A 22,915-nucleotide genomic window follows, 5' to 3' on the forward strand; every position below is an offset into this window, starting at 1 on the left:
ACACTGCGGTGCGTGCGGCATATGCCACGGCCGTAAACCTCGCGCGCGCCGCCGCGCGGCTGGCACCGTCTGGCGAAGGCAAGCTGGCGCGCGCCTTGCGAGCCCGACGTGGGATCGTGGCGCGTGTGTCTGCAAACGCCCGGTTGGCTCGCGACGTCGCTCGTCCACTGGTGTGGATGCATGCGCCATCGGTGGGAGAAGGGCTACAGGCGCGACCGGTTGCCCAGGCGCTGAAAGCCCGTCATCCCGAGTGGCAACTTGCGTACACGTTTTTTTCGCCAAGCGCCGAGTCATTTGCGACGTCGGTCGGGGCGGACATCACCGACTACCTGCCGTTTGATCACGCGGCCGACATCGATGCGCTGCTGGATGCGCTGCAGCCGTCGATTCTCGTGTTTGCCAAGCTGGATGTGTGGCCGGTGTTGGTCGAACGGGCAACGGCGAGGGGGATTCCGGTGGCGCTGATCAGCGGCACCCTGGCCGCGACCTCAAGTCGTCGAGGATGGTGGTCACGCCACATCGTGCATGATGCGTACACCAACCTCACGGCAGTCGGAGCCATCGATATCGAACACGCCGAACGCCTGGCGGGATTGGGCGTGCAGCCAGCGGCGCTCAGCGTAACGGGCGACACCCGATTCGATCAGGTGTGGGCGCGGGCCCAATCGGTGGATCGGGCGTCGACATTGCTCGCACCGCTGGTCTCGGCCCGACCCACGCTGGTTGCGGGAAGCACCTGGCCGGCCGACGAGGCCGCGCTACTGGCGACCTGGCCACCACCGCTGGATTCGTCATCGGACGCCCTGTTGGCGGCGCCTCGCTTGATCATTGCGCCGCATGAACCGACGGCCGCTCACTGTGCGTCCATCGAGGAGTGGGCGCGGGGCGCCTCGCTGCGATTGATGCGGCTGTCTGCCATCACCGGACGGCCCAGTGCCGACGATGCCGACGTCATTCTGGTCGATCGCGTCGGCGTCCTCGGCGACTTGTATGCCTTGGCGGATATGGCGTTCGTGGGCGGCGGGTTTCACGCGGCCGGCCTGCATTCCGTCATTGAGCCGGCGGCTTTCGGTGTTCCGGTGCTGTTCGGACCGCGCTACGACAACAGTCGCGAGGCGGAGTTGTTGATCGCTGCCGGCGGCGCACATGCCGTATCCGATTCGGATCACCTTGGCGCGCAGTTGCATCGCTGGCTGGCCGATCCCGCGCAGCGGCAAGGTGAAGGTGCGGCCGCGCGCGCCGTGGTGGAACGGGAACGCGGCGCCACCGCGCGCTCAGTCGCGCTGATCGAGCAGGCCATGCGGCGCACGTCCGTCACAGAGACTACCCGATCGCACGCCCCATCACCGGGATGACCATCGTCACCAGTCCGACGGTCAGCAGCACCAGCGCAGAGACCAGGGCCCATTTGAGCGTGTAGCGTTGATGGTCGTCGAAATCGACACCCGCCAGTCCGACCAGCAGAAAGGTCGAGGGCACCAAAGGGCTGAGCAGATGAACGGGCTGCCCGATCAGTGAGGCGCGGGCCATTTCCGCCGCCGAAATGCCGTAGGCTTCGCCCGCCTTGGCGAGAATCGGCAGCACGCCAAAGTAGAACGCGTCATTGGAAATGAGAAACGTGAACGGGATGCTGAGCACGCCGGTCACAATGGCGAGGTACGGGCCGAGTGCGGTCGGCACCAGTCGAATGACACTGTCCGCCATGGCGTCCACCATCTTCGTGCCCGACAGGATGCCCGTGAACACACCCGCCGCGAAGATGAGGCCCACCACGGCCAGCACGTTGCCGGCGTGTCGTGACAACAGGGCCTTCTGCTGGTCGATGGTGGGATAGTTGAGCAGGACCGCAATCGCAAAGCCAATCATGAACAGCACCGGTAGTGGCAGCACGGCCGCAATGAGTGCCGCCAGCAGCACCACGGTGAGCCCGGCGTTGATCACCAGTCGGTCGGGACGCCGGTGCGCAGTGTCCGGTTGGTAGTCGGGATTGGCCAGCTCCTCTTCCAGCACGTGCGCCACGGCCGCCGCGTCAGCGCCTGCGGCGGCGAGACGCCCACGTTCACCCATGCCCAGTCGATAGGCCACGTACAGCACCCACACGATGCCGACCACCATGGCCGGAATCATCGGCACGAATACCGTGCCGACATCGATGGTCAATGCGCTGGCCGCACGCGCGGTCGGTCCGCCCCACGGCAGGATATTCATGACGCCGGAGGACAGCATCGTCACGCAGGCCAGAATCAGCGGACGCATCTGCAGGCGTCGATACAGCGGCAGCATGGCGGCCGTCGTGATCATGTACGTCGTCGATCCATCCCCGTCGAGCGAGACCAATAGCGCGAGCGCGGCCGTGCCCACCACCACTTTCATCGGATCGCCGTGCACGAGTCGCACCAATCGCTGGACGAATGGCTCGAACAGCCCGGCATCGATCATGACCGCGAAATACAGGATGGCGAACATCAGCATCACGCCGGTCGGTGCCAGCTTGGTGATGCCGGCCACCATCATTTCACCCAGCGTGGACGCGAAGCCGCCCGTCAGCCCGAACGCGATGGGGATCAGAATGAGCGCCGTCAACGGCGACAGGCGTTTTGTCATGATGAGCGTCATGAAGACGATCACCATGCCGTAGGCGAGCAGGGTGAGTGTCATGAGCGCATCACGGCCGCGCCGGCGCCAGCGGCAACACAATGTGCGAGGGATACGTCGCGCTGTGCTGCACGGAAATATCCGTGGTGATCATCCGGCGATTCTTCCCCAGTGGTTCCCCGGTATTCGGGTTGACGTCAAACCGCGGAAAATTGCTGCTGGAGATATCCACGCGAATGCGGTGTCCTTTCTTGAACACATTCGCCGTGGGAAACGGCTCGATGGTAAACGGGTACACGCGACCCGGTTGCAACAGCACCTGGTGGTCGCGGGTGGCGCGATACCGGCCCCGCACGATCGCATCGGTCAGGTTCATGTCAAACCCGCCGGGCCAATCGACGCTGGAGGGATAGACATCCACCAACTTGGCCGTGAAGTCGGCGTCGACGGTTGATGCCGACGCATGCAACACCACCTTGATCGGACCGATGACGGTCAGGTCTTCGGTCAATGGTTCGGTTTGAAATACCACCACGTCGGCGCGCGACCGGAGCGGCAACCAGGGCGCCTGCGACGGCGGAAAGCGCGGGTCTTCGCGTTGATTGTACGCGCCGTCCTTCAGGCGCGCCGATGAGCCGCCGCCGATGGTGGGCACCGGGTGTCGCGGATCGAAGGTATAGGTGGTTTGCGAGCGCGTTGCCGTGGGTTTCACGGGGCGCAAGGAGCCGTCGGCGTGGAAGTAGTACGGCACGAAGCGAGTGCCCGCGAGCGGCCACTCGGTGGCGCTGCGCCAGTAGCCGCCATGATACAGGCGTCCGTTCGCGTCCTTGTGCCCGTCACCCGTTCCCATCACAAAGACGCGAACCGGCGCGTCCTTCTCGGCCCCGTTGGCGCGACCCTTAAGCTGATGGTCGAACCAGCGGACATGAAAATCCGCGAGAAAATCCATGATGGCGGCGCTGTCGCCAAAGGCCACATCGCCCGCATACGGCAGGTTGTTGCCACCATGTTTCCACGGGCCCACCATCACCGACTGGGGCGCCTTCTTGAGACGGCGCAACTCCGAATAGTTCTTGAATGTGCCGGCCAGGAAGATGTCGTACCAGCCACCCACGTGCAGCATGGGGATGTCGGACGTCTCCGCATAGTGCTCATCCCACGCCAGCATCGGATCCTTCCAGAAGGCGTCGTAGTCGGCGTGTTCGAAGAAGTCGAAATACCAGCCCTCATATTGCGGCGCCACCGACAGCGGATTGAGTCCGCGTCGCATGGGCTGCACATTGTACCAGTCTTCGACCTTCTCTTTCGTGAGCAGCGCTTTCACATCGTCCGAGCGCGCGTCGGCCAGCAGCTGACTCCATGCCCACGTGAGCTGGCGGCCCATTTCGTAGGTCCCGCGGTATCGCACGCCGTGGTCCCATCCGTTGGACATGCCGCCCATGTTGATGAGCAGCGCCTTGAGCGACGACGGATGGTACTGCGCCGCACCGGCCTGCATGTGCGCGGCGAAGGACGTTCCCCACATGCCGACCTTGCCGTTGCTGTACGACTGCTTCGCCAGCCACTCGATCACGTCGTATCCGTCGGTGGCGTCAATCGGCTGCACTTTCGAGAACTCGCCTTCGGACTTGTAGCGACCTCGCGTGTCCTGCAGCGCCACCACGTAGCCGCGTTCGGCGTAGAACACCGCCTGTTCCGCCAGCGATGTCTTGTTGTATGGCGTGCGATTGAGCAGCACGGGGAGTCGCTCGGTGACGGGCGTGCCATTGCGTCCCGGCCGATAGATATCGGTGGCCATGCGTTTGCCGTCTCGCGTCGGGATCATGAGATCCGACGCGACCTTGATGGCGTCGTACTGACGCGGGGACGACGGCCACCCCGGGGGGGGCATGCGGGACGGGTCGGTGGCGGGTGGTGTCTGCGAGGCAGCCAGCGCCGGCACGAACATCAGTGCGAACAGCGTGTGCCGGACACGACCGGACAGTCTGACGCGGAATAGTGACATAGGCGGCATTGCCTAACTTGCCGCATTGCGCCGTACAGCGCCAACCATGGGCACGGCGAAGGATGGCGTGGTCTGGACGTCGCCGACGCGTGATGGCAGCTTTCAGTGGACGCGCCCACCGGAGGTTTATTCTGCGCTTGTTGACCCGTTTCGATCGGTGGCTCGCACTGCCCATCGCCTGTGCGTTGCTGGCGCCCATGGCCCACGCGGACGCGCAGAACGCGGTGCCGGCCTCCCGTCGACAGCTGGTGGGCGTCGTGCGCGATGCGGCGGGCGCCGCGCTGGAAGGCGTGAGTGTGGCGATCCCGGGCAGCACGGTCCGAACGGATCTCCGTGGTGCGTTCGAGTTGTTCACCGCAGACATCGACACCGTGACCATCTCGCTTCGGCGCGTGGGCTACGAGCCGGTGGATGCGCTCCTCACGGCTCGCAACCGGATGTGGGATACGGTGCTGGTGCAGATGGAGCAAACCGCGCAGCGACTGGGCAACGTCAAGGTCACTGAGAATCGCACGCGCGGCGCGTTGGGGATTCGGGACTTCGAGGAACGGCGCGCTCGCGGCATCGGCACGTTCATCACCCGGGCCGATATCCTGGAACGGGGCGCCTCGCGACTGAGCGACATGCTGCGCACCAAGCGCGGCGTGAATGTCGTTCGGGGCAAGGTGCGGTTCGTGGCGAATACGGCCGGTTCGCGCCAGACGTCGTGTCAGCCCGACATCTGGCTGGACGGTACGCGTTCGCGTGGCATGGAAGTGGACGAAATTCTCCCCAGCACGGTGGAAGCGATGGAGTTGTATCCGTACTTCTCGACCACGCCGGTGGAATTCCAGCCGATCGGTGCCAACACCACCCCGTGCGGCACGATTGTCATCTGGACGCGGATTCCTGGTGGAAAGGCCAAGTAGAAGCGGCCGGATAGCACGGATGACCGTGATCGGCATGGCAGTGGTGGCGTGTCATGGCGGCGGTCCGGCCGCACGTCCAGGCACCGCATCGCGCCCGGCTTCGGCATCCCGAATCGCAGTCTCCGGCGCGCGTTCGGCGACACCATCGGCGGCGGTGTCCGCATCCTGACGCTGGATCGCGAAAACGAAACAGCTGGCATCACGGCGCGCAACACGAAAAATCTCATTGTGCTGGCCGTGGTGCCCGGCCGCGAGATCGAAGTGATCATGCCGGGAGGATTACCCCTTCGCCGTGATCGGCAGGCGGGACATTATTTCGTCGATATGCGTCGGGTCGATGACAACATTCGTCCAATGAACGCCGACGAGGACGCCGCCGCCAGACTGGCCTACGATCGCTGCATGGCGCAAGCGGCCGCCACCGAGCGCCGACTGGCGCAACAGAAACGCACCGTCAAGCGCGACAGCACTGGCAAGGTGATCGATGACGGCGGTCGCGGCGAAGCCATCAGCGTCGATCAACAGCGCGCGCTGCAGGCGTCCTGTGATCGACTCGCCGACACGGAAAAGAAGAGGCATGCGACCGCGTTCCTTCGGCGCGACCGCCGGCCGACCGCTATCTGGTCGCGTTGACCTCGTCGTCGCCGATACCTCTGTCGCAACTCTACGAACGACTGGCCACCCTCACTGCCGTCGCGCCCGACGTCGCCACCACCATTGAAGCGATTGCCGCCGGATTGTTCGTTGGCGTGAAGGGCACGTGGGGCGGGTACTTCGTCGCGTGGTAGGCTGACACCGCGTGAGCGCGCGAATGCCGTGTCTTCAAAACGTCCTGACACGTTTCGCTGAGCGGTGGGAGCGGTGAGGGGCCGGAGGGGTGAGCAACGGAAGCGTCGAGCGTTCGAGGGGTCAGCCGGCGAGGGGAGAACCCAGTCCTGCCATCACCGGCTCGCCCCTCTGACGCTCGACGCTTCCGTTGCTCACCCCTCCGGCCCCTCATGCCTCCCCACCTCAGGCAGAATCCGGTCGCGGCGCAACGATTGACGAAAGGAATTACCGCGACACTCCTTTAGCGCGTCACCACCACTTCGCGAGCGCCTGGAGGCACCGGCATACGAGTCTCCGTGCCACCAGGCCACCGTACCCACAGCGCAGTGGGCGTGCCCGACAGGCCCATCACCTGCACCGCCCCGTTCTGCGACCAGTAGCCCGCGCTGGTCTGGACTTCGCGCACCGGTCCCATCGTCGTCCCATACACCACGCGCAGTTGGGTGCCGACACCATCGGGATTCGTGGCCGGGCCTTTCACGCGCACCCGTAGCCCCGGCGTCGCGCCGCGATTCTCGAACAACCGGGTGGCGTCGCCATTCTGCGACACGGCAAGGTCCAACCGACCGTCCCCGTTGAAATCGGCATAGGCCGCGCCGCGCTGATCGCCGTACACCATCAGTCCACTGCGCTGGCCGGCTAGGGGCGCAAGGCCGCCTTTGCCGTCACCCTGCAACAGCAGGCTGCGCCCCTGATCGTAGCGTGGACTGCCGATCACGCTGGGAAAGAAGTTCTGCGACAGGAAGACATCTTCAGCGCCATCCCCATCAAAATCGGCGATAGCCGAGGTGAAGGCCGGTGACCACTGCGACTCAGCCGGCAACGGCGCAGCCTCGAAGTGGTCCCCGCGATTGATGAACAGCAGGTGATCGAGCGTGCGCACCCGCAGCTGTTGCGTGGTCGACAGCGCCGAGCCAAGCACGGTCTCCACTGAGGCGTCGGCGTAGGCGGCGAAATTGTTCACGCGCCCGAGAATTCCCGCCACCGCCATGCGCACACGCGGAAAACTGTTGACGGGAGACAGGCCGTTCACGCGCGCGTCCGGCTGACCAAGGAGCATTTCCACTTCGCCGCCCGCACCGAACGCCCCGTAGGTGACCACCAGTGGATGCGCGCTGTCAACGACACTGCCCGTGTTGCGTCCCCAGCTGGTCGCCACGAGATCCATCTTGCCGTCGCCGTTGAGATCACCGGCGGCGACGCCATTCCACTGGCTGGTCCATGCTGCCAGCGCCCAGGAATCCGGTGCGGGCAGCAGTTTGCCGTGTCCGTCGTTGAACAGCAGCACCAACGCGCCCCAGTCACGAGACAGCACCAGATCGGCATGCCCATCGCCATTCATGTCGGCGAACATGGCCGACGTGACCATGCCGATGTTGCGCAGCACTGCCAGATTCGCGGTGTCAATCACGAACGATCCGTTCACATTGCGAAACAGCCCCGACGACGCCGGCATCGGATAACGCAAGGGCATGGCGCGTGAGCCCACGAACAGATCCAACGCGCCATCCCCGTCGTAGTCACCCAGGGCCAGCGGTCCCGTGGACGACTCGTGCGAACCCACCGCCGGTTGCGGTGTCGCGGCCAAGACGCCCCGTGACGCGCCAATACGCACGGCCGCCGGCTGCGCGATCATGTCCTTTTCGCTGCGAAACTCCCACGTGGCCACACCGGCCAACAGACTGGTCGCGCCATTCGACGTCATGCCCAGCACGGCCGTGAAATCTGCCGCGGCCACCGGCCCAGCGGTCGGTTGCGCCACCAGCCGACCCGCCACGCTGCGGAAGACGGCCAATCGTCCGCCCTTCCCGGTGCCCACAATGAGATCTTCGGCGCCATCACGATCGATGTCGTACCACGACACGCCCGGTCCCGATCGCGAAAGTGCATTCGGCAGCAGGAACTGACGATCCCAATCATCGAACTCGTTTTCGACGTGGGTATGCCCGTTGAGCTGCGACGTCGCGTCCACGAACAGCGTGGCACCCGCGGCAGTGCCCGGCGTAGGCGGTGTCGTTGGCGACGACGCGGACTGCTGCGTGATGTCATACAGGCGATTGGCCCGCACGGGCATGGTGGTGCGCCTGCCATCGCGCCAATCCACCACCAACTCGGCGGAATCCGCCGCGCCCATCGCGAACGACACGGCATAGTCGCTGTGGGAGAGATACAACCCACCGACGACGATTTCGCGCACCTGCACGGGAATCGCGCCGCCGTGCAACGTGAGGCGCGCGCCCACCGCCTGTGTATTGGGCGCCTCCCCGCGCAGTCGCACCGCAATGCGCGCTGCCGTCGCATCGTTGCGCAACACCAGGGCCGGCGCACCGAGTCGGTTGATGACCACGTCGAGATCGCCATCGCCATCGAGATCGGCCGATGCGATGCCGTGCGACACGTCCTCTTCAATGCCGAAACGCCAGGCGCTGCTGGCGTCCTCGAACGTGAGATCGCCGCGATTTCGGAACGCGACATTCCGGAGCTTGAGCGCGGGGAACTCCCAACGCTGTCGACGCCACGGCACGTCGTTGAGGCGATTCTGGAGCCCCTCCTGCACATCGGCATCCATGATGTCCCACAGGTGCCCGTTGGCCACCAGGATGTCCTGCCACCCATCGAGATCGACGTCCATGAAGATCGATCCCCATGACCACCCGCTGGCCTGTACGCCAGCGGCATTGGAGACCTCGGCAAACGTGCCATCCCCGCGATTGATGAACAACGCATTGCGCTGGAACTGCAACTGCAGTTCCTGCTCGCCGATCTTCTTGGGTAACGACGTGTGCGTCGGCATCTGCGTCTTGAGCCGCCGCGGATCGTTGCTCAACATGTCGGTCTCGAACAGGTCCGGGCGCCCGTCGCCATTCACATCGGCCACATCGATGCCCATGGCCGAGTTGCTCATCTGCCGCTGCGATCGCCAATCGGCCAGGCGGAAGTTCCCTTTCCCGTCGTTATACCACAGCTGATCGGTGTCTTCGAAATCGTTGGCCACGTACAAGTCGGGGGCGCCGTCGCCATTGAGGTCGACAAACTTGGCGCTCAGTCCAAACGATTCAAACTCCTCCGCGAGTTTCGCACCGTTGGCGTCGCGAAAACGTTCCGATGTCATGGGCACGCGCGTGAAGTGCCCGCGCCCGTCGTTCGCGTAGAACTCATCGGGTTCGGCGCGTTGCGTCATGCGCATGCCACCCATATCCGGACGCATGACCAGCTTGTAGTCGCGACGATGATCGGGGAGAATTTCGTATTGCGTAGGGCCCGTCTGTCGCACCATTTGATTGAACGCGCGCTGCTGCGGCGGAATCGTGTCGTCGACGCTGTACGGCTTGTAGTTGGCGATGAACAGCGCCAGATGGCCGCTGCCATCGACATCGGCCATGGTCACCGTGGTCGCCCCTCGACCCACCGTGTCGAGGCCGAGATCGCGGTGCTCGCTGAAATGCCCATTCCCGTCGTTCAGGTAGATGGTGTTGGGCCCGGTGGTGGCCAGCAGTATCAAGTCGAGATCGGTGTCACCGTCGACATCGGCCAACGCCGATCCGGTGGAGCGGCGATCGCACGCGCCCACGCCGGCGCGCGTGGTGATGTCCTCGAATTGCCAGTTGCCGGCGTTGCGATAGAGTGCGCTGCAGCCTTCGGTGCGGGCCAGAAACACGTCCGGGAGTCCGTCTCCATCCACGTCCCCCATCGACACACCGCCACCCTGCGCGAACATGCGATTGCCCAGCAGAATCTTCTCGCTGGCGGCATTCTGAAAACGGATCCCGGTCTGGCGTCCGTCCATGCGCGTGAACCCCGGCGTGCCCTTGGCCACGGTCAACTCGCGCCAACGAACCCCCGCGGACTCGTGCCAGCGTGGCGTGTCGGCTGTGCCGCACGCGTTCAGTGCGAGCATCAAGGCAATGCCCACGCCGACGCGTGTGGCAGGGGTCGTGAACGGGATCATGGCTTCGCCACTCCGGTCGACGAACCAACGCCGAACGCGGTCGCGACCTTCTCGCCAATGCAGCGACCGAGCGTCAAACCGCTTTCATTGCCCGACGGATAGTGAATCCCCCCGTATATCCGCGACATCCCCGCTTCTTCACTGGCCGCCTGGAACGACGGAAACTGCCGCACTGCGTGGCCAATGGAGATGCTGGTGCTGTCAGAGAACGGTGACGCGCCAATGAGGGCCGTGATGATGGCCGCCGCCGCCGACGATTGCGTCGAGTGTCCCGCGGGATGCTCGGGAAACGGTGGGGTCGGAATGAGCGGCTCCCAGGTGGAATCGATGACGCGCCGAATGTACGTGCGCGGTCGCAGCAGATTGTACTGATACTTGTATCCCCACGCGGCAATGAACGCGTCGGCCTGCGCCACAGCCGTGGCGAGCACCAACCGCGCCGCGGCATCGGCATCGAGATGGCGTTCGCTGATCATCTGACTGGCAATGGACAGCCAATGCCCCACCGGCGTTCCCGACTCACCGGCGTTATCGGCCCAGTAATAGGCGATGGTGCGTTGTTCCGGGGTGAGCATCCGCTTGGCATCGACCACGGCTCGCGCATTCCTGTACAGCGCCGACGCACTATCGGTGGCATACGCCGCCGCGTCAGGAATAGGACAGGCATTCCACGCCGTCAACACAAATGGGCGCACCTCGCGCCAATAGGGTTCGGTCGCCCCCGCCATATTCGCCGCGGGAAGCGTCTTGGCACTCGCCGGCTTGGGACGACTCATGATCAGTCCGCGATCACTCACGTTTCCGGCACGCTGCTGATTGGCGGGATTATCGAGGGCGACAAACTCGCTGGCGCCCGACAGGTTCTGCGTGGAGTACACGGTGGCCGGTGAATCGTTGTACCACAGTCCGTCGCCAACCGGCGGTGCGTATGCGCGGCCGCGCGTGGCGGTAAAACCATCGGTGTTCGACCACGCGACAATGGCCAGACCAATGCGACGCCCCAACGAGTCGGAACGCGACTGCACGTCAGCGGCGACACCGTCGGCCACACGCGCGGCTTCCAGCGAATCCGCCAGACGGGTCAACTGCGCACGCGTCGTGGCCAGCCCTTCGCGCAACAGCGAGTCCAGCACCACTCGCTCGGCCGCAACGGCCACCACGGTTGCGTCGACCTCTGCCGTTCGCTTGGCACGCGGCAACGCCGGCATGCCGTGGAGCACACTGTCGAGCGGTGACATCCCGGAGTGCGACGCGGCGAAACCGCCGTACAGCGCCGCCGCCGCGTACGCGGTCAGGCGTGACGCGACCGGAGGGGAGAGCCGCTCCACACGAATGGCGCCATACAGCGCGTGTACCCAGGTGGACACGACACGGGGATCCGTGTCGCGCGGTCGTGTGCAGCCGCCCAGCGCGCCCAGCGCCCAGGCGGTGACGATCAACGGGAGTGACCGAGGGAAGCGACGTGGAATCAAGGGAGGCATGCGTGGAATGATCGTCGCACAATCGCAGCCGCACAACGCGCGATGCACCGAACCTCCGGTGACACGGGCTCCGGCTGGCCCGACCTGCACGGCCGTCATAGCTTTACAGGTCCGGACGCCACCCCTCCCTCCCGGTAGCGACCCACCCATGATGATCACCAGAGTGTTCGTGCGCGCGGCAGCGGTTGTCATGGCGATCGCGCTGTTCGGATCCGCGCCGGCGCACGCTCAGGCGGGCGAGGTCCGCGGGATTGTGCGCGACAGCAGCTCCGGCCGTCCCGTGGCCGGCGCCGTGGTGTTGGCGCTCGACGCGCTCGGCGCGACGCTCGGCCGGACCATTTCCGGTGAGCGAGGCCAGTATCGCCTGACCCGTCCTGAGGCGACCATGCTGGTGCGCGCCGTGCGACTGGGCTTTCGCCCAACCACCGAGCGGTTGCCGCTGGTGCGCGCCGAAGTGATGACGGTCGATCTCACCCTGGTGAACGTACCGCGAACGTTGGAGGCGATGGACGTGACGGCGGCGCGCGGCTGCCCCTCTCGCGCCGATCGCACCGACGCGTACGCCTTGCTGGATCAGGCCCGCGCCGGCCTGCTGGCCACGATTGTCGCCCGTGAACGACAGCCGGCCAAGCTGCACGTGCTGCGGTACGAGCGGTATCTCGATCTGGATGGTATCGAGGTCGAGCGGCAAATCGTGCGGATGGATTCATCACGCAATGCCACCACGTCGTTCAACGCCGTGCATGATGCGATCGATTTCGTCGATCGTGGCTTCCGGGCCGGGACGCCGGGGCAATACACCTATTTTGGCCCCGACGCCGACGTGCTGCTCGACGAGCGATTCCAGCGCGGATATTGCTTCAGCCTCGCCGCGGCCGATACCGCGCGCGCGACGCAAGTCGGTCTGCGTTTCACCGCCGCCAATCGCCGCGACGGACGCGTGGACATCGATGGCACACTGTGGATTGATACCGCCGCCCGGTCGCTGCGCGACATCGACTTCCGGTATGTCGGCGTTGAGGCACTGGCCGAAGCGTTCAATGCCGGTGGTCGAGTGGGATTTCGCACGTTGAACAACGGCGTGCCGTTCATCGACCAGTGGTCGTTGCGACTGGTGGGCGCCCCGGACACCATGGTCACCGATGCCGGGGTCTCGTCGCAGATTTACGCCGTGCGTGAGATTGGCGGTGAACTGGCGCGCGCGCAGTGGCCCGAAGGGGCCACGTGGAACGGTCCGCTCAGCGCGCTGCATGTCACGGCGGTCACCCGCAGCGGCGAGCCCGCAGCCGGTGCAACACTCAATTTGCTGGGGACCGACTATCGCGTGACCACCGACAAGACCGGTCGTGCGACCTTCGAGTACATCCTGCCGGGGCCCTACACCGTGGTGGTGGACGACCCGCGACTGACGACGCTCGCCCTCCAGATTCCCACCGGTCGAACGCTGACCGCTCGTCGCGCATCTTCGGCACTGGTGCGGGTCGAAGTGCCCACCGCCGAGGATTTCGTAGGGGCCATGTGCGACCGGGATGCACCCAAACCCGATGAGGCATGGCTGTTGTCCCGGGTGGTGGCCAGCGATGGGCGACCCGTGACGGGCGCCAGATGGCGCGTGAGCGAAGCGGACGGTTCACGGTGGCGCGTGGTGTCAGACAACGGACTGACGGGCTCCAACGGCCTTGTGGCCGTCTGTCGGGGTCTGGCACGGGGCACCTCCGCCGAAGTCGCCTCGTGGCGCGATCCCAAGGAGGCCGTACGGGTCCAACGGATGCTTGAGGACCCGCTGACCGTGGTGCGCGTGGCCCTGCCGACGCACGCGCCGGTTGTCGCGGCCATCAGGCGACCGGTCGCCTCAGGACCCACGGTCACGGTGGCTGGCTCAGTCAAGGACTCGGTGACCGGCGCGCTCGTTCCCGATGCTCGCGTCACGTTCCTGGGCACACCGTTTGAGGGGGCGACCGATTCATCCGGGACGTTTGTGGTGGGTGGCGTGGCGCGTGGCGAATACACCGTGGAGGTCAGCACGCCGTGGCTCGACTCCATCGGCGCGGTGTCGCGCGCCAGCGTGACGGTGTCGGAGAAGCCGTCGCCGCTGGTGTTGTTCGTGCCATCGTTGGCGGCGATTCTGTCCGCCACCTGCGGATCGCCTGATGTTTCGGCGTTTATCATTGGCCGTGTCAGTGCCAAAGGCACCGCATTGCCCGCCGGGCTTCGCGTGGTCGCCGAATGGTCAGACATCGCCGACTCCACTCGTGTGCCGCCGGATTCGCGTGCCCCGCGCGTCGCCTGGATGCAAACGCCACTCGAGGCCAACGGCACGTTCCGACTGTGCGGCGTGCCTGCGGGCATGCGGCTGGCCCTTCGCACCGAATCCGACAGCATCAGTGCATGGGCCTCACAGCCATCGACGGTGCAATTATCCGCCGAGCGCCGATTTGCCAGAGCCGACCTCCAGCTCGACTCCACCGTCGTCGCGTACGCGTCTTTCAGCGGCACGGTCATTTCCGATACCACCGGCGTGCCCATCGAGAATGCCGAAGTTACCATCACCGACATTGGTCGAACGGTACTCACCAACCGGCGCGGTGGATTTCGCGTGAGCGATATTCCGCTGGGCGCCCATGTGGTGAGTGTCAAGCGCGTCGGGTATGCACCGATGATGACGACCATCGATTTCGCCGTCAATCGCGCGGTCGATCAGCGTGTGCTGCTCACTCGCGCGACCACGCTGGCCACGTTCACCGTTGGGGCCGACGGTATTCCGGCCGCCTTCGAGGAGCGCCGCAAAGCGGGCATCGGACGGTATCTGGGGCGCGAGGAACTCGACAAACAGCGTGGTCGGCGATTGGGCGATGTGCTCACCCAGGTTTCCGGCTTCGGGGCGGCGTCACAGGCCGCCGGACACGCGTGGGTGGTGGGGAAACGCGCGCCAACGCATCTGCTGCCAAACTCCCAAACGTCAACCGGACCCAATGCCAAGTCGATCGGCTGCGGCTCGGCCACGGCGGCCACCAAGGACCTTCTTGGCGCGCCGCCGCCGTGCACCTTCAGCATGGACGATTTGCGCAATCAGGGGTACTACTGCCCGACGCCATCCGACCAGGCCCAGGGCATCAGGGCCTGTGCCTGCTTCGCCCAGGTGTACCTGGACGACCGGCTCCTCAACACCTCGCGGCCCACCGAACCCTTCGACGCCAACAGTATTCCGGTGGAAGACATCGCCGGTGTCGAGTTCTATGCTTCGGCGGCCTCAACCCCCGGTCGCTACAGTTCGCCCAACGCCGTGTGCGGCGTGATGCTGGTCTGGACGCGGCGACGATAGATCGCCTGCTTTCCATCATCCCTTCATTGGAGTTTCCCCATGCGTTGTGTCCTGCTGCTGTCGCTGGCTCTGTTGCCGGCGTGCGCCTCATCCTCCGGCGGCAGTGCGAGCGCCCCCAGCAGCCGACCGGCGACGCAAACCATGGGTTCGGCCGATGTCGGATCGCTGACCGTGTCGGCCACATCAACGGCCGATGTCACCCATCTGCCCAACACCGTTGACGCCGTGTGGCGCATCCTGCCGTCGGTATTCGATTCCGTCGGCATTCCGGTCACCACCATCGATCAGGCCCGCAAGTCCATCGGCAACGCGGGGTACAAGACTCGGGCCCGACTCGGCAAGGCGCCGCTCAGTCGCTATCTGGACTGCGGCAACACACAGATCGGACCCAACGCCGATTCGTATGATGTGTTCATGAGCGTCATCACGACGGTCAGCCCCGAAGGGGCTTCGGGTGCCATGCTCACTACTATTGTCGACGCCCAATCGCGGCCGGTCACCTACAACCAGGCGTATTCACGATGCTCGTCGAAAGGCGGTATCGAGATTCGCATTGCCGATCTCGTGAAGGCGAGGCTCGCGCGCTGATGCATCGTGTGGCGTCATCCCTGCTGGCATTGAGCATCGCGCTGGGCTCGGCAGGTGCACAAGCCGCGTCAACCACTCGCGTGACCGTCAACGGCCTCGCGTTCGACAGCCTGCGCGGCGCACCGCTGGCCAATGCGTTCGTGATGATTGAAGGACGTTCGCGCAGCACCACCAGCGACGCCAAGGGACGCTTCAGCTTCGATACGCTGCCGCCGGGGACGTACACCTTTGCCATGCAGCACGCGGTGTTCGACAGTCTGGGGTTGTCCGGTGCGACCACGCGCGCGGTGGTGACTGATGGCAAGGCCCTGGTGACACTCGCGGTGCCGTCGTTCGCCACACTGTGGCGCGCGGTGTGCGGTGGCGTGCCGGTGCCGGTCAGCGACAGCGGACTGGTATATGGGAACATCCGCGATGCGAAGCAGCAGCGTCCGGTGGCGCAAGCCTCGGTAGAAGTGTCGTGGCTGGATCTGGTGAATCTGGGGACCAAACAGTCCAGCAATGTCACACAGCGCCGCTGGAAGAGTGAAGCGCAGGCCGATGCGCAGGGTGGCTACGCGGTGTGCGGGGTGCCGCTGCAAACGCAGCTGCGCATCCGCGCCAACTACCTGATGAATCGCACAGGGCTCATCGATCTTCCCCCCAGCAGCGATCGCGTGCGGCGGCGGGACCTCATGCTGGCCGGCACGGCACTGACCGACTCCCTGTTGCGCGGTGCGGTTGGCGGCGTCGTCACCGACGCCGACGGCAAGCCGGTGCCGGGCGCCCGCGTGATCCTTGACGACGTCAGCGAAGCGCGCACCGATGCGGACGGTCGCTTCACACTGCGCGACGCGCCCACCGGCAGTCGTCAGGTTGATGTGGCGGCCATCGGCATGTCGCCGATATCAAGTGTGGTGGATATCGCGGCCGGTGACACGGCCTTCTTTGCGGCGACGCTGCGCACAATTACACACCTTGAAGCCCTGAATATTACGGCATCAACGACCCGTCGTCGTGCCGCCGTACTGTTCGACGAACGGCGGAAACTGGGTTTGGGTTCATTCCTCGACTCCAGCACGATCGGCCGCCGCGGCACGCTAGGGGCGGCGTTTGCCGCTGTGAAGGGCGTGACGGTGCAGACGATGTCAGGCAACGGACGACGATTCAACATCTACTTGCCTTCCACCGGCCTTGACCCGTGTCTGGCGATGTTGCTCCTGGATGGGGCGCAGCAGTTCGATCACGAGATCCTGGGGACCCTGTCCCCGGCGGACATAGCCGCTATTGAGGTGTACCCTCAGCGGCTGACGGTACCGGTCGAACTGATGAACAAGGAGATCCGATGCGGCGTGGTCGCGGTGTGGACCAAGCGCGCCTTTCGCTGACCCCCTGCATCAGGGCTCGACAACCTCCATACGCGTCCCCGATACGATTGGACCGGAAATACGCTGGCGCTTGCCGCTGGGCCACCTTACCTCAAGCGACGCCGCTGCATCGGCCGCGCCGAGCCCGAAGTACAAGGGGAGATCGCTGTGTGACAGGTAGCCAGACTGCCCGTCGTTCACCTTGAGAATCCGGCGGCCATCCCGGAGAACGATGGTCACCTGAGCCCCTACGCTCTGTCGGTTCGACGTAGTGCCGCGAAGGCGCACAGTCAGCCAGTGAGCCGCATGCTTGGCAGAAAGATTACTGAGCAGCACTTGTGGTGGCGCATTGAATTCATTGGTGATGATATCAAGATCGCCGTCCCCATCCACGTCGAAGATGACCGCCGAACGTGTGCCGCGCGTTGCCGTCATGGTGGCCCTCCCATTCGCATCCATCCGACACCCGGACTCGGCCGCGTTTGGCTGCGCACACGACTGACACGCCTTGCTGTGGCGGTCGGCGCCATTCGGACCACACTCCGCAGTAAACCACTCCTGTTCGGTTGCACCGTTGCGTCGTGGCTCCACACCCAGCGTGAATGCCGCCGGCAGGAAACTCCGCCCGGCCTCGTTGAGGAACAAGTCGTTGGTCGCGTACGGATACGGGAAGTTCATACTGTTGACCACGAAGATGTCGTCCCAGCCGTCCGCATTCACGTCGTCGACACTCGGTCCCCACGGCCAGTACGTCTCCACTCCCAGCGAGTCGGACACCTCGGCGAATGAGGTCCCAGTGCCACGATTGGCGAAGAGCGCATTGCCGAACATCAGTTTTGCGCGACCGGTCGGCAGCATGCCGTCCATGACGTGGGTGGGATCGGACTTGCGCGCCTTGCCAATCCAATCCATCGGGTCGATCATGTCGATCATGTCGGAATGCATGTCGGTCACATACAGATCGAGCCGACCGTCTCCGTTGAAATCGAATGCCTTGACGCCCATCGCACCAAACGGTGTCTGCGGGAACCACTGCGCTGTAGCGTCGCGAAATCGCAGGCCCCCTACATTGTGCCACAGGTGGTTCTCACCTTGCATATTGGGCGCGTACAGGTCCGGGCGGCCGTCATCGTCGACGTCGATGATGGTGGCATCGCCGCTCCAGCTCAGGTCCACCAGCCCGGTGCTTCTCGATACATCTTCGAAATGCATGCCGCCGCGATTGCGGTACAGGATACTCGCCTCCGCGCGATCGGGGTGCAGGTGACCCATGAAGGCATCATCGACGCCGATATGGTATCCCCCACTGCCGGTATCCTTGCTGGTATAGCGCCCAACGTTGGTCACGAACAGGTCCAGCAATCCGTCACCGTCGTAGTCGAAGAATAGCGCCCCTGAGGAATGTCCGGAGTATCCTACTCCCGCTTTGGTGGTGACATTGGTAAACGTTCCGCTGCCACTGTTGTGGTACAGTCGGTTCCCGTGACGGACCGTCGTGACAAACAAATCCGGATGTCCGTCGTTGTCGATGTCACCGAATGCACAGCCAACGCCGATTTGATCCATGCTGGACAGGCCGGCTGTCGTCGTGATGTTCGAAAACCTGCCGCGGCCTTCGTTCCTCCAGAGTTCACTCGAACCACGCTGCGACACAAAGAACACGTCGGTTCGATCGTCTCCATCCACGTCGGCGGCGCACACGGCTGTGCCGTGATCATAGTGCACCGCCTTGTAGGCCTTTCCCGCATCATCCACAATTCGATTTACGAACGTGATGCCGCTCGCTTCCCGTTCGTCCCTGAACCGGAAGTCATGCCGCGTGGCCGAGCCAGATGCCATGGCGCGTTCCTGATCAGCTCGAGTTAACAACCAGGACGGTGTGCTATCCGAAACCGGCGTCGCGAACGACATGGCCGAATCAACTGTCGATTCAGCCTGGCGTTCTGATGGGCGACACGCGGTCACCATTAGCATCGCGCATAACGCGAACTGACCGGAAGTAGTCACGCCCGACTAGCGCGGAGGCCGACCGCGCCCGCCTGGCGCGCCTCCGCCACCTCGTCCCCCGAGCTTCTCACGAAGCATGGACTGCATTTCCTGCTGATATTTCTCCATCAGTGCCACAGCCGACTTCTGCTGCGCGTCGTCGAGCACCGGCAGGGCCGCCTTTGCCGCATCGTCGTAGGTCGTCCGGATATCGCGCGCCACCGCACTGAGCGCTTCACTGGCGATCACCATGCGTACCTCGTCTTCCGGCGATGGAGTGCCAGACGTGCGAGGCTTAGCGTCCTTTTTGAGTGAGTCCAGCAACTTGAAACGATCGGCGTTGACTTCTTTCAATTTCGCGTCCGACTCCTTGAAGGTCGCCAGCTGCGCTTCGGTAAGCTTGAGATCCTTCTTCCGATCGATAAGAAGTTTGAAGATGCTGGCGTTGCCGAAATCTTTGGGTGAGATCGTCGGGCCTCCGGGGCCGGACTTGGTCGCCACGGCATTCCAATCGGCTTCCTTTGAACCACCCATCTTGCCGCCTCTGGACTGTGCGACAGAGGTACCCGGAACAAGCAGCAGTGCCGCGAGCGCGGCCAGAGCGGTGCGGTGTTGAGTCATGATCGGAACCTCGCACGGGGCGAATGATGTTGGCTGTAGCGTTTGGCGGTACCCTGAATGGTGGCTCAAGGTCATTCAAGATTCGACCAACCACGGCGTCGACGCAATGGCGACATCGCCGGAAAGGAAATTGGGCCACCGGTTGAACCGGTGGCCCAAGATCATACAGGGTAACGTCGAGTTAGAATCCGATGGGTGGACGTCGATCCCACACGAACGCCCCAGCCGGTACCAGGAACGCCGCAGTCTGGGGCGTTCTCGCTCCAACCGTCGATGCAGGGAACACGATCAGGCTAACGGCCGATCCTGCGACATCTGTTCCGGGGATTGACGAGATATCGAGCTTGCCGCCGGCACCCAGGCTGGACGTCGCCAACGCTCCGCGAAGTGCAGTCATATCCGGAAACAGATCCGTTGTGCCACCTGCGGCACGAACCTTTAACCTGATAAGTGACGCTGTGGTACTCGGGTCCACTAGCGCATAGCTTGACGCGCTGAAAGGCGCAATGTTTGCCCATGTGGGCGTCGCTGGGGCCGTACCGACGCTTGCATACTGCGAAGCGTCGATCGCCGCACCCGTGGCGTTGATCACGCGCACTGCCACCTTGGCACCCGGGTCAGTCAGCGTCTCTTCGATGACCTTGACCTTCATTTGGCCTGCGCGACCTGCCCCCCACATGATGACCGTGTAGTTTTTCCCGGCCTCAAGTGTTAGCGTCGAATCCTTCAGTTTCGTCGAGGCGATCGCCTGAATGGTGTCGTCCAGAAACACCACGAAGCGGCGACTGCCGGCCCGCGCATTCTTGTACTGCGTCAGCGTCGCGGCGGTTATGCCACCAGCCGTCGTCGGATTGTTCCGAAAGGTGACTCGGAACTGTGCGTTGCTCTCAACAAGATCTACGAAGCGGAAATCGAGACCAAATGCTCCCGAGCTGTCAGGTACGGCATTGATGAACCGTACACCAGCCGTCGGAATATTCTCCGTCTGGATAACCTCTTCTGGTTTGCACGCGCTCATGGTGCTGCCAACTACGAGGCCAATCACCGTGAGCCGAAGAATGCGTCGCATGAAATACTCCATGGATGGAAAAACGAGTTGTGCCTGCATCAGGGACGAATGATTCGGATCTTATCTGAGGAATCTGGAGGTATCGTCGTGTCGCCCTCGCGCCCGGCGCCAAGCAGCGATTGACGAGCCACCAGCAGAAGTGCTCCTACGACAGCGGCGGAAATGATGGCGGTTCGACTCTTCGAAAATCTGCGCTCCTGTACGGCAACCACAAATTCCGTTCGGACACGAATCTTCTCGCCGGACCAAGCCTGGTCGCCGCCACGAATTAGATGCACCATCGAAACGGCAACCTGAAATTCCGAGCTGTCTTTCTGGACCAGCCGTCCTTCTATCTGGGCAATCTCTGGTCCCATGCTGCCGCCCAGAGCCGCGCGTCCCGCATCGTTTATCACCAGCGAAAGCTGCGAGCCAACTGGAAGTGGATTTCCGGTTACGGGCACCAACTTGTAGCAGCCCATAACCAGAGTCCACAGCAGTCCAATTCCGATTAGTGATCTCACGCCTTTCAGTTCGTTACCACCCGTACACGCTCGGCCCAGCGGTCCCATTGGGCGCGTTGCCGGCTCCTGTACCGACTCCGTAGATGTTCCCAAGCGCATACCCTCGCGCCTGCAATTCCTGGAACGGAACCGCCCAGAAGAGCGGCGTATCCTTCGGGAGGTCACCCCATCCGCGGCCGTCAAGGAACCACGGCGCATACGACGTATATGCCGTTTCGATGCGCTTCTCATACTTGAGCGCTTCCCAGAGATTTCCACATGCTACCACGTTGTACGGAGCAACGGGCACTTTCGGCACACAGTTCGTGGTCCCACCGGGCACCGGCGACGTTGCATCGAACGCGGTGATTGCGGGCAAACCGTTCCTCACTCGGGTCACGTTTACCAGCGCTGCGGCTCCGGCAAAGTTGCCCTGCCGGTAGAGTCCCTCTGCCTGGAGCATATCGAGCTCTGACTTGACAAATGAATCTGTCTTGCCGGTGCGCGCCGTTCCCGCGTCTCCACGGGAATTCCACGACTGGTACCGGACGTGATCGTAGTTGGAGAATCCGAAGCTGGCACCGGAGTACTCGTCGGCGCCGTTGGCGCGGTTCACGAAATAGCGCTTGCAAAGCGTCGCCGCGACCGTGCACTGCGCAACGGCGAAATCCGCTTGCTGCGCAGAGCGGGTAGCCCCCTGCGGAAAGCGCAAGTCGGGCGTCACCATGAAGAAACCGTTGTTACCGGCTCCGCGTTCGCTCACCGACTGGGCAATCCATGAGGCATAGGAACCAGATACATCCGCCATCCCGATGAAGAACGGCGGCATCTGATGCCAGTTCCGGTACGTGAAGTACTGAGCACGCCACGAATTTCCCGCAATGTTGCCCGTGCCGGTGATGACCTGATGATCGACCGTGATGCCGTTTTGTGCGTCGGCCACCACAGCTGCCCAATCCACGGCGGCCCGCTCCGCTGGCGTCCGTGCCATGTTGGCGCGAATCCGAGCCCGATATGAGCGAACCAACCGGACAAACTCCGCACTCGTGAATACGGTTGGCGATGGAATCCACGTGGAAGGCAGCGGGAATCCTTCCGCACCTGCCGCAGCGGCACTGGCGAGATCGATCGCCCGCTGGAGAGAGGCATAGGCCGAATCGGCCGCGCCTTTGTACCCGATCAACGTGCCGAAGTCTTCCGATCCCTGCTTGGCCGTGACGACTGCAGCTGAGTCGTGCATCAATGCCACGTACCCGAGTGCAATTCCGCGAAGGAAATTCGCGTACGCTTTGGCGCGATTGTCACGTGCTGGCGTACCCAGGGTCATGCCATCCGTGAAGCGGTCGAGAACGCTGTTTGTTACGCGATCGATCTCCGCCATGAATTGGAAAAGACGGACCTGTTCGTTTTGACAGGTGTTGCCCGGTGCGTTGGCGTTACCCGCACCGCTGAACGGCGTACGTGCGTTCTGGCAGTTATTCGCCAGACTGGAGTAGTTCATCAGGGACTGCACATTGGCCATCCCTTCCAGATTGGTCGTGCTGCCGTATACCCCGACGTGCCAGCGCTTGAAGTACGAAGCCAGCAGCGCTTCCGCATCAAGTGGCGTTCCCAGGACTCGGGATGTTTCGCCCGAGTTTGGATTGGTAACGACCAGCTCCTCATCGCACGCAGAGAGGCCGCCGATCAGGGCCACTGCGACGGCGGCCCATCGAATCATGTGTCGTGTCATATA

16 protein-coding genes are annotated in these 22,915 nt (G+C 63.7%); 7 read left to right on the plus strand and 9 right to left on the minus strand.

All coding sequences use genetic code 11. The features are described 5' to 3' along the window. Positions 1-8: 8 nt before the first annotated feature. The gene (locus IPP90_00360; protein ID MBL0169169.1) at positions 9-1,355 is read left to right on the plus strand and encodes a hypothetical protein; all 1,347 of its coding nucleotides are present in this window, start codon (positions 9-11) and stop codon (positions 1,353-1,355) included. Here the strand turns inward: IPP90_00360 and IPP90_00365 are convergent. Both IPP90_00365 and IPP90_00370 read right to left on the minus strand, forming a co-directional pair. Beyond that, a complete protein-coding gene (locus IPP90_00365) occupies positions 1,324-2,658 on the minus strand; it encodes a CitMHS family transporter (protein ID MBL0169170.1) in 1,335 nt (444 codons plus the stop codon). The two genes, IPP90_00360 and IPP90_00365, sit on opposite strands and share 32 nt — an antisense overlap. 7 nt (positions 2,659-2,665) lie before the next feature. Next, on the minus strand, positions 2,666-4,600 hold the full coding sequence (locus IPP90_00370) for a CocE/NonD family hydrolase (protein MBL0169171.1): 1,935 nt from the start codon (positions 4,598-4,600) through the stop codon (positions 2,666-2,668). A gap of 137 nt (positions 4,601-4,737) precedes the next feature. Here IPP90_00370 and IPP90_00375 point away from each other — a divergent pair, with 137 nt between their 5' ends. From IPP90_00375 to IPP90_00385, 3 genes are read left to right on the plus strand one after another with little or no spacing between them, the layout of a single operon-like run. After that, complete coding sequence (locus IPP90_00375) at positions 4,738-5,508, plus strand: hypothetical protein (protein ID MBL0169172.1); 771 nt, start codon at positions 4,738-4,740, stop codon at positions 5,506-5,508. Between the two features lie 48 nt (positions 5,509-5,556). Continuing rightward, a complete protein-coding gene (locus IPP90_00380) occupies positions 5,557-6,141 on the plus strand; it encodes a hypothetical protein (GenBank protein ID MBL0169173.1) in 585 nt (194 codons plus the stop codon). Next, a complete protein-coding gene (locus tag IPP90_00385) occupies positions 6,138-6,296 on the plus strand; it encodes a hypothetical protein (protein MBL0169174.1) in 159 nt (52 codons plus the stop codon). The genes IPP90_00380 and IPP90_00385 overlap by 4 nt, the downstream gene beginning before the upstream one ends. Before the next feature lie 281 nt (positions 6,297-6,577). Here IPP90_00385 and IPP90_00390 read toward each other — a convergent pair whose 3' ends face one another. Continuing rightward, a complete protein-coding gene (locus tag IPP90_00390; protein MBL0169175.1) occupies positions 6,578-10,285 on the minus strand; it encodes a VCBS repeat-containing protein in 3,708 nt (1,235 codons plus the stop codon). Continuing rightward, complete coding sequence (locus tag IPP90_00395; protein MBL0169176.1) at positions 10,282-11,724, minus strand: vanadium-dependent haloperoxidase; 1,443 nt, start codon at positions 11,722-11,724, stop codon at positions 10,282-10,284. Before IPP90_00395 ends, IPP90_00390 begins: the two co-directional genes overlap by 4 nt. Before the next feature lie 190 nt (positions 11,725-11,914). Between IPP90_00395 and IPP90_00400 the strand changes: the two genes are divergently transcribed. The 3 genes from IPP90_00400 to IPP90_00410 are packed head-to-tail and all read left to right on the plus strand — an operon-like array spanning position 11,915 to position 17,043. Next, positions 11,915-15,088, plus strand: coding sequence for a carboxypeptidase regulatory-like domain-containing protein (locus IPP90_00400; protein MBL0169177.1), 3,174 nt, complete (start codon positions 11,915-11,917; stop codon positions 15,086-15,088). Positions 15,089-15,127: 39 nt separating this feature from the next. Next, complete coding sequence (locus IPP90_00405; GenBank protein ID MBL0169178.1) at positions 15,128-15,676, plus strand: hypothetical protein; 549 nt, start codon at positions 15,128-15,130, stop codon at positions 15,674-15,676. Then, a complete protein-coding gene (locus IPP90_00410; GenBank protein ID MBL0169179.1) occupies positions 15,676-17,043 on the plus strand; it encodes a carboxypeptidase regulatory-like domain-containing protein in 1,368 nt (455 codons plus the stop codon). The genes IPP90_00405 and IPP90_00410 overlap by 1 nt, the downstream gene beginning before the upstream one ends. A gap of 9 nt (positions 17,044-17,052) precedes the next feature. Here IPP90_00410 and IPP90_00415 read toward each other — a convergent pair whose 3' ends face one another. The 5 genes from IPP90_00415 to IPP90_00435 all read right to left on the minus strand — a co-directional run bounded on the left by IPP90_00415 (position 17,053) and on the right by IPP90_00435 (position 22,912). Next, positions 17,053-18,933, minus strand: coding sequence for a CRTAC1 family protein (locus IPP90_00415; GenBank protein MBL0169180.1), 1,881 nt, complete (start codon positions 18,931-18,933; stop codon positions 17,053-17,055). 102 nt (positions 18,934-19,035) lie between these two features. Beyond that, positions 19,036-19,629 carry a hypothetical protein gene (locus tag IPP90_00420; protein MBL0169181.1) on the minus strand — a complete coding sequence of 198 codons (594 nt, stop codon included), beginning with the start codon at positions 19,627-19,629 and terminating at the stop codon, positions 19,036-19,038. Positions 19,630-19,810: 181 nt separating this feature from the next. Next, on the minus strand, positions 19,811-20,737 hold the full coding sequence (locus tag IPP90_00425) for a DUF4397 domain-containing protein (GenBank protein ID MBL0169182.1): 927 nt from the start codon (positions 20,735-20,737) through the stop codon (positions 19,811-19,813). Beyond that, positions 20,737-21,159: a hypothetical protein gene (locus IPP90_00430; GenBank protein ID MBL0169183.1), complete on the minus strand. Its 423-nt coding sequence runs from the start codon at positions 21,157-21,159 to the stop codon at positions 20,737-20,739. Before IPP90_00430 ends, IPP90_00425 begins: the two co-directional genes overlap by 1 nt. A 55-nt stretch (positions 21,160-21,214) precedes the next feature. Then, on the minus strand, positions 21,215-22,912 hold the full coding sequence (locus IPP90_00435) for a hypothetical protein (protein MBL0169184.1): 1,698 nt from the start codon (positions 22,910-22,912) through the stop codon (positions 21,215-21,217). Positions 22,913-22,915 lie beyond the last annotated feature (3 nt).

Source organism: Gemmatimonadaceae bacterium (assembly GCA_016720905.1).
Taxonomy (GTDB): Bacteria; Gemmatimonadota; Gemmatimonadetes; order Gemmatimonadales; family Gemmatimonadaceae; genus Gemmatimonas.

What these genes read in the sequence shown, in the direction of transcription:
- IPP90_00435 (MBL0169184.1), bottom strand. Translation starts at nt 22,912, where the DNA reads ATGACACGACACATGATTCGATGGGCCGCCGTCGCAGTGGCCCTGATC.
- IPP90_00420 (MBL0169181.1), bottom strand. Translation starts at nt 19,629, where the DNA reads ATGACTCAACACCGCACCGCTCTGGCCGCGCTCGCGGCACTGCTGCTT.
- IPP90_00405 (MBL0169178.1), top strand. Translation starts at nt 15,128, where the DNA reads ATGCGTTGTGTCCTGCTGCTGTCGCTGGCTCTGTTGCCGGCGTGCGCC.
- IPP90_00365 (MBL0169170.1), bottom strand. Translation starts at nt 2,658, where the DNA reads ATGACACTCACCCTGCTCGCCTACGGCATGGTGATCGTCTTCATGACG.
- IPP90_00390 (MBL0169175.1), bottom strand. Translation starts at nt 10,285, where the DNA reads ATGATCCCGTTCACGACCCCTGCCACACGCGTCGGCGTGGGCATTGCC.
- IPP90_00400 (MBL0169177.1), top strand. Translation starts at nt 11,915, where the DNA reads ATGATGATCACCAGAGTGTTCGTGCGCGCGGCAGCGGTTGTCATGGCG.
- IPP90_00430 (MBL0169183.1), bottom strand. Translation starts at nt 21,159, where the DNA reads ATGGGCTGCTACAAGTTGGTGCCCGTAACCGGAAATCCACTTCCAGTT.
- IPP90_00425 (MBL0169182.1), bottom strand. Translation starts at nt 20,737, where the DNA reads ATGCAGGCACAACTCGTTTTTCCATCCATGGAGTATTTCATGCGACGC.
- IPP90_00370 (MBL0169171.1), bottom strand. Translation starts at nt 4,600, where the DNA reads ATGTCACTATTCCGCGTCAGACTGTCCGGTCGTGTCCGGCACACGCTG.
- IPP90_00410 (MBL0169179.1), top strand. Translation starts at nt 15,676, where the DNA reads ATGCATCGTGTGGCGTCATCCCTGCTGGCATTGAGCATCGCGCTGGGC.
- IPP90_00415 (MBL0169180.1), bottom strand. Translation starts at nt 18,933, where the DNA reads ATGTCGTTCGCGACGCCGGTTTCGGATAGCACACCGTCCTGGTTGTTA.